This window comes from Paenisporosarcina sp. P4_E4_2 (genome assembly GCF_056401595.1).
In genome coordinates, this window is the sequence record NZ_JBFUJC010000196.1 from 1 (window position 1) to 5,866 (window position 5,866).

Sequence of the window (5,866 nt, forward strand, 5' to 3'; positions counted from 1 at the left end):
GGCCATACGCGCGGTGAATCAATTGCCTGAAGTAGACACTCATAGTTTAGTGGGTGTTGAACGGTCTAGAATTGATGCAGGAGTATTGTGCGTCCATTCAAAAGCGAAAGAAGGCTATGATTCCTTAATTTTTGATCCGACTGTTTTACCCACAGGCATCGAATGTTCTGGGGATGAAATCCTGCCATTCCGCAAAGATACCTATTCAGTTTCCTATGAAAAACGTAAAAAAGGCGAGCGAGGGAAAGTTATGCACGGATAAAAGGGTAGCTGTCCACACTTTGTGTATAGATTAGGATAATGAGGGGTTATCCACAAGTGGATAAAGAAGAACTTATCTGTTTCTGTTTCGGCATCGCTGCGCTAGCTTCKAAACTTGAAAGAGCTTTGCAACGCTGAGCTRCTTCGTCGGAATGACTTCTTTTTGTAAAGGCTATGTCAAAACAGCGGAGACTCCAGCGGAAAGGCAGCTGTTTTGCAAATATAACCAGCAAGATTTAATATAGCTTTTGTGAAAAATCAACGTAACAGTTAACAGAGCTTGTTTCGTTATTTTTACAAGGATTGTGGCATACACTATTAATTGCCTTCATAATTTAATCAACATAAAGGAGAATAGACCGTTATGAGCATTGCTGTGATATACGGGAGTACCCGACAGAATGGAAATACAGAGCATTTAACCAAATTTGCAATCGACGGAATTGAAGTTGAACAAATTTATTTGCGAGATTATAAAATTGAACCAATTGACGACCGCCGCCATTCGGAAAGTGGCTTTTCAGATGTGAATGATGATTACAACGGGTTAGTGGAGCGGATGATGAAACATGATACCTTCATATTTGCGACACCGATTTATTGGTACAGTATGACTGGGACCATGAAAAACTTTATTGATAGATGGTCTCATACTATGCGGGATGAGAAGTTCCCGGGTTTTAAAAATCAGCTTGGTACGAAAAAAGCTTATGTCATTGCTGTAGGTGGCGACACCCCTCACGTAAAAGGCCTTCCTCTAATTCAACAATTCAATTATATATTTCAGTTTATGGGAATGTCTTTCGAAGGGTATGTTCTCGGAAAAGCAAGTCGTCCCGGTGATATTTCAGAAGATTTTCGTGCAATCTCCGCGGCCACAGAGCTCAATCGGAAATTAAAAAAATAATACGGAATGTATACAAAGAGAGAGTGCTGTGTATCAATGGATTACTGGGATTTTAAATGTCCTATTAAGCCAAAAGATATATGGCACTTTTTAGGTTGGCTATCGGTCTTTATTACTAGTTTCTTGAATTTTCTATCTTCGTTGCGTACGAAACCTAATTTTTATTGTATGATAAGAGGATTAAAACCTTTTGAAATGGTCATAACATAGAAATACATAAGGATCGGAACGGGAGGAATCGAGTATGAGTGAGGCAGTCTTACTGCAACGGGAAGCGATGGATGTGTTAAAACAAACAAGTCGTACATTTTTCATTCCCATTAACTTTTTGGAACCTACGTTAAGAAAAACGGTGGCGTCTGCGTATTTATGTATGCGAGCGATTGATGAAATCGAAGATCATCCATCCATGAAGGCCGAAACCAAACGTCAATTACTAACGTCGATCAGCGAAATTATGAAAACAACATTTGACCCTGAAAAATACCGAGCACTTATACGTCCTTATCAAAACTTGCTTCCTATTGTGACGCAACGCCTCGGTGACTGGATTTTATTGTGTCCGCCAGATGTGGTGGAAAAGGTAAAAGAGTCGACTGCTGTTATGGCGGAAGGTATGGCCAAATGGGTGGACAAGGACTGGCGTATCAAAACCAAAGAAGATCTTGATGATTACACGTATTATGTAGCAGGACTTGTGGGATGCATGCTGTCCGATTTGTGGAAATGGCATGATAATACAGAAACCGACCGGGAAAAAGCAATTGCTTTTGGACGAGGGTTGCAAGCTGTAAACATTCTGCGTAATCAAGATGAAGACTGGGAACGTGGAGTACGTTTCTTACCTGATGGGTGGGAGCGTGAGGATTTATTTTTATATGCAAAGCAAAACTTGGCAATGGGAAGCGATTATGTGAAAGATATTAACAATCGTGGCATTACGATGTTTTGTAAAGTGCCGCTGGCTTTGGCGAACAGTACGTTAAAAGCGATGAAAATCGGCCGAGAAAAAATTTCTCGAAAAGAAGTCGAATCGATTGTTACTGAACTAGAAAGCCAACATTACATCAAGTGAAAAGTGCCAGAAACCAATGGTGGGAAGATTTTAATGTCCCTTGTACCTATTGGAATCTGGCACTTTGTTTAGTTATCTCGCTTGTGCTGATATACCGAGCTGAGTAAGACAAAGTTGTTTAGAATAGAAAAACGAGCGGTGCCTGGCCAAGGAGTTGGCTAGATACCGCTCGTATTTATTGTTGTGCTTTTAAATAGATGGCAGCGAATAGCTTGGCAGTCATCAACATGGCTTTTTCGTCAAAATCAAACTGTTCATGGTGGTGGGGAAATACGCACGATTCGACTTGTAATTTTGCACCCACAAAGAAATAGGCTCCCGGCACAACTTGTGTGTAGTAACTGAAATCTTCTACAGGCATGACTGGCATTGTTTCAATGACTGCATCTGCTCCGTAAAGTTCATAACCTGCCTGTCGGACTGTATCCATCGCTTCGGCATGGTTCCATAATGCGTCGTAGCCATTTTCAATGGTGACAATTGCTTTTGCGCCAAGGCCCATTGCCACATTTTCAGCGATTTCGCGCACTCGACGGCTGGCCAATTTGCGCAGCTCCGGATCGAATACCCGAATGGTCCCTTCGAGGACCGCTTCACTTGGAATGACATTGTCGGCATCGCCGGCATGAAATTTCCCTATCGAAACGACTAGTTCCTTTAAAGGATCTGTATTTCGACTGACGATGGTTTGCAAGGCCACCATGATATGGCTCGCTGCCAATATGGGATCGACGCCGTTATGCGGTTCAGCTCCATGTGTTCCGAATCCGCGTACCACTATTTTAATCGTATCTTCAGAGGCTTGAAGAAAACCATTCCGTACATATACATAACCGCTTTCCATTTTGCTTTGCAAGTGGGCACCGTAAACGAGGTCAACCCCTTCAAGACAACCGTCTTCAATCATGGCTCGCGCTCCGCCCGGGGATAATTCTTCTCCGAATTGATGGATGAGCACGATATTGCCTGGCAATTCCTCTTTCACTTCCATCATTGCTTTCGCAAATCCAAGCAAAGCTGAAGTGTGCCCATCATGTCCGCATGCATGCATCACTCCGGGTACGGTCGATTTATAAGGAACTTCTTTCATATCTTGAATGGGCAATGCATCAAAGTCCGCTCGGAAGGCAATGGTCTTTCCTGGCTTACCGCCTCTGATTGTACCGACGACACCTCGTCCTCCTACTCCGCGTTTCACTTCCACTCCCATTGATTCTAACTGAGCAGCGATGAATGCTGGAGTCTCTACTTCCTGGTGGGACAGTTCGGGATGCATATGTAAATGTCGACGAACAGCGACCATTTCATCAAAGGATTGTTCCAATTTATGTAGCAATAGTTTTTCCATTGTCATTCCTCCAAGCGTGTAATCTAGATTATAAATTATTGTAACAAATCGCCAGTTAATTTTGAATGTTTATGCAATCAAGTGAAAAGGTGATCTACGGACGAGACAGTTTGCTTTTAACTCACCAATCGATTGGTTAAAATAGTTTAGTGCGTTGAAAGTCAGGACAGTAGCTTTCGCGATTTCACCACACGTACATTGCTTGTCTAGAAGACAAATTACTTCTCATATGGGAAGTGGATTTTTATACACACGATGAATAGGAGGAAATCATATTGGCTACATCTCTACAAGGTAAGAACGCCATTATTACAGGTGCAGGCCGCGGCATTGGCCGTGCCATTGCCGTTGCTTTAGCTAAAGAGGGAGTGAATGTTGGACTCCTTGCTCGATCTGAAGAACATTTACTACAAGTAGTAAAAGAAGTGGAAGGAACAGGTGTGAAAGCAGTTCTCGCAACCGCTGACGTTTCTTCAAATGACGAAGTGACACGTGCAATTGAGTCATTGACGAATCAACTGGGTACAGTCGATATATTGATTAATAATGCAGGCATTGCGAAATTCGGTAAATTTATGGAGCTTGAAATTGCTGAATGGGAAAAGATCATTCAAGTAAATTTGATGGGTGTTTATTATGTGACTCGTGCTGTTTTGCCGGGAATGATTGAGCAACAAGCGGGAGACATTATCAATATTTCCTCTTCTGCAGGGCAAAAAGGCGCACCGATTACAAGTGCATATAGCGCTTCGAAGTTTGGGGTTCTTGGGATCACTGAATCACTCGCAATGGAAGTACGTAAGCACAATATCCGTGTCACCGCGTTGACGCCAAGTACAGTAGCTACAGATTTAGCAATCGACAATGAATTGACTGATGGCAATCCGGATAAAGTGATGCAACCAGAAGATATTGCAGAATTTATCGTTGCCCAATTAAAATTAAACAAGCGAATCTTTATAAAAGAGGCGGGACTGTGGTCAACCAATCCATAGAATCTCTAAAATGATGTCAGGGGATGGGCGAATTTCGCCATCCGTCTGGCATTTTTTATTGCAATTAACGTTTATAACTGAGACCACAATTTGATGATGATAGTTGGAAAAGTGAAATATGGGTATCCTTTTATTACAGAATCTGAGAAATCATTTTTGATTCAGATTTAATCTATGAAATCACTTTAGCCCAAAGTTGCCCGCCCATTAAATTTTTTCAAAACGTGTAGAATCTCCTGTTGATTGGGTATGGATAAAGGAATATCATATAATTTAGAATTTCTTTTATTGGAGAGTGAATGTATGAATCGGATTTTTACTATTCTTGTACTGGTCGGGGTACCATTAACATTTGTGGCATCATTATTACATTGGTCGAGTATTGCCATGTTTATTATTTGTTCGGTGACTGTTATCGCGATATCTAGCTTTATGGGACGAGCGACTGAAAGTTTGGCAGTGGTCAGTGGGCCTCGAATTGGTGGGTTACTGAATGCCACGTTTGGGAATGCGGTAGAGTTGATTATTTCTATCTTTGCCCTACAAGCTGGTTTAATTGGCGTCGTATTGGCGTCTTTGACTGGTTCGGTACTCGGGAACTTATTGTTAGTTGGAGGACTTTCCTTCTTCATGGGTGGACTGAAATTTAAACGCCAGAAATTTAGCATCCATGATGCCCGTCATAATTCTGGATTACTCGTTTTCGCAGTTATTGTGGCGTTCGTTATTCCGGAAATTTTTTCTATGTCCATGAATGAATCGAAAACGTTGCAGTTAAGCGTCGGGATTTCAATTATCATGATCGTTCTGTATTTAGCTGGACTGGTTTTCAAATTGGTCACACATCGAGGTGTATATGCACACACTGAGGGTGATGGAACAACTGAAGAACATGAAGAACCTGAATGGTCGAAGAAAAAAGCTTTGACCATCTTGCTGCTATCGACACTGGCTGTTGCTTATGTGTCTGAAAATCTAGTTCATACTTTTGAAGCGGTAGGAGAGCAATTTGGATGGTCCGAACTATTCATTGGGGTAATCATCGTTGCGATTGTTGGGAATGCAGCTGAGCACTCATCTGCTATCTTAATGGCCCTGAAAAACAAAATGGACGTTGCCGTGGAAATTGCCATTGGTTCTACGTTGCAAATTGCTATGTTCGTAGCTCCTGTGCTCGTCATTATTTCTTTATTTATGCCTACAGCAATGCCGCTAGTTTTTACCATGCCGGAGCTCGTTGCCATGGCTACGGCAGTTCTCTTAACGATCAGCGTTTCCAA

At 42.0% G+C, this 5,866-nt stretch carries 5 protein-coding genes and 1 pseudogene; 5 read left to right on the forward strand and 1 reads right to left on the reverse strand.

The features are described 5' to 3' along the window. The 3 genes and pseudogenes from AC1DSB_RS13090 to AC1DSB_RS13100 form a co-directional block, all read left to right on the forward strand. Positions 1–262: pseudogene (locus tag AC1DSB_RS13090) on the forward strand (hypothetical protein); the annotation flags it as partial. Between the two features lie 363 nt (positions 263–625). Then, complete coding sequence (locus AC1DSB_RS13095; protein WP_477531682.1) at positions 626–1,168, forward strand: flavodoxin family protein; 543 nt, start codon at positions 626–628, stop codon at positions 1,166–1,168. Between the two features lie 244 nt (positions 1,169–1,412). Then, positions 1,413–2,243: a squalene/phytoene synthase family protein gene (locus AC1DSB_RS13100; RefSeq protein ID WP_016428513.1), complete on the forward strand. Its 831-nt coding sequence runs from the start codon at positions 1,413–1,415 to the stop codon at positions 2,241–2,243. Positions 2,244–2,418: 175 nt separating this feature from the next. Here AC1DSB_RS13100 and AC1DSB_RS13105 read toward each other — a convergent pair whose 3' ends face one another. Continuing rightward, on the reverse strand, positions 2,419–3,591 hold the full coding sequence (locus AC1DSB_RS13105; RefSeq protein ID WP_477531681.1) for a M20 metallopeptidase family protein: 1,173 nt from the start codon (positions 3,589–3,591) through the stop codon (positions 2,419–2,421). Between the two features lie 275 nt (positions 3,592–3,866). On the opposite strand from AC1DSB_RS13105, the gene AC1DSB_RS13110 reads away from it, so the two are divergent. After that, positions 3,867–4,586, forward strand: a complete 720-nt coding sequence (locus tag AC1DSB_RS13110) for a 3-ketoacyl-ACP reductase (protein ID WP_477531680.1) — start codon at positions 3,867–3,869, stop codon at positions 4,584–4,586. A gap of 303 nt (positions 4,587–4,889) precedes the next feature. Further along, a partial coding sequence (cax, locus tag AC1DSB_RS13115; RefSeq protein ID WP_477586860.1) for a calcium/proton exchanger occupies positions 4,890–5,866 on the forward strand: 977 nt, incomplete at its 3' end.